The 1,676-nt window shown below is 53.4% G+C and carries 2 protein-coding genes; one reads left to right on the top strand and one right to left on the bottom strand.

The window, feature by feature from the left end:
• On the top strand, positions 1–239 hold a 239-nt coding region (locus AC04L7_RS18190; RefSeq protein ID WP_475513631.1), incomplete at its 5' end, for a hypothetical protein.
• Positions 240–246: 7 nt separating this feature from the next.
• Here AC04L7_RS18190 and AC04L7_RS18185 read toward each other — a convergent pair.
• Complete coding sequence (locus tag AC04L7_RS18185) at positions 247–1,587, bottom strand: AAA family ATPase (RefSeq protein ID WP_435997754.1); 1,341 nt, start codon at positions 1,585–1,587, stop codon at positions 247–249.
• Between the last annotated feature and the right edge of the window lie 89 nt (positions 1,588–1,676).

Here is a 1,676-nt window from a genome sequence, read left to right as displayed (position 1 = left end):
ACCGTATGCCGGACAATGAAAGCATGGAGAAGCTGGCCGCAGCCTTGGAGCTTCCTGTCGCCTATTTCCATGCTGCCAGTGAGCCAATGGCGGAAGCGATCTTAGTGATGTCCCAACTGGCCGAAACAGAGCAAGAGGAGTTGGTGCGTAAGATGCGCGCCTTCGTCCAGGAAGGTTTGCATCCACGCGGGGCGCAATCAGGGCCCAGCTCCAGCAACACGCCTGCGCGGGGGCGCTAAGTCGCCCTCAACCGTGAGGGGGAGGCAAAAGCCCAGTTAGAACTTCCGCAATTTTTTGGAAGCCGGCCTCGTGCCTGCTGATTAGATAGTCGAAGATCTGCTCTTGCGTGGCGATCTTCTTGTCTTTGAGGTAGTTCTCGAAATCTTTCTCGCTAGTAAAGTTATCCCGCGTAGTCGTAAAGGGGAACTCGGGATCTTGCTGTCTCGCCGCCCAAAGTGCTTTCTCCACGCTGCTCAGTGGGAGCATATGGATGCTCGGGTGCTGAGCATACTTCTCCTTGGATTGATCGCCATCAAGGATCGCAATCACCTTCTCTGGCGCTGCCAAGAATTGGTCCGACTCATTGCTTTCGATGAGGCTCGCGACCTGAGACGCTCCTCCAACATAAATGACCTTGTAAGTTAGTAGCGTTGTTGAGCAATACCTCTTGACCAAGTGGTGGGTCAGCGAGATTAGCTTCTTGTCTTCCGTTGCAATGTATCTGTCAAATCCAGCGAACCCGAAGAGTCTCGCCATCGCATAGCTGTAGGACGTAGGCTTGATGGAGACATGGCCGGCGTCGCATTCCATATAGAAGATTTCATCGGTCTCAAGTTGCCGCATCAATGCGAGAGAGTGAGTGGTGAACAGGATCTTGCACTCGTATCCATAGCAAAATTCGCGCAGCCAAGCGGGCAGATTCGCCTGAGCTGCCGCGTCCAAAGAAAGGTCGATCTCGTCGATCACCAAGAGCTTCGAAGGTCCCTTGATTGTCCGGTAGAGGTTGATGAGGAAGTGCTCTCCGGAGCTGAGATAATCCTCACGGATGTAAGTTCCATCTTCCCGGACAAGAGCGTAGTAGCTCTTTCCTCTAACCCGGACTTCGGCCATTGCCGAGTAGCGATCTGTCTCGTAGACCGAGTTAAGAAAGGCAATTAGCTCGTCAGGACGTTGGTAGGTCATTAGAGCAATGGCTGTCCGAATGTCCGGGTCGGCATCGCTAGCGCTCTTGAAGAAGTTGAATCGGCTCCCGTATGGCATAGGGAGTTCTGCCGCGATCAGTTCGCGCAGTTCTTTCGGGATTGTTTCGTGGCAGTTGAGTGATCGAATTCCTTTGTCATAGACAAAGGTCGCGTGAGTGCCATCCAGGTCATAGACGATCCGGCTGGTCTCCGAAAAAGCATAAGGCGTTGCCGTTCGTATGAACGTGTCTGAGCTGGAGAGGTTCCGAAGGGCTCTCACCAGGGTCGTCTTTCCCGCACCATTTCGGCCGACTAAACACATCAGTCCGCTCTTGGATAGATCTACGTCAAGGTGGAGATGGGCGATGTGCTGGATGGCTTCAAGCGTTATTTGCAGGCAACTCATTGGGCAGACCTGCGCAGAAAACTGTCAATGACAGTGGTTCCGAACTTGCGTCTAAGCTTCTCAAGATAGGCGCGGTCGGAAGCATAGGC

The sequence above is a fragment of the Pseudoxanthomonas sp. LjRoot204_2 genome (assembly GCF_056175765.1).
This window is presented reverse-complemented; position numbering and strand designations above follow the sequence as displayed.

Bases quoted from the DNA above. Each gene is read 5' to 3' on its own strand.
- AC04L7_RS18185 (WP_435997754.1), bottom strand. From the start codon at position 1,587: ATGAGTTGCCTGCAAATAACGCTTGAAGCCATCCAGCACATCGCCCAT.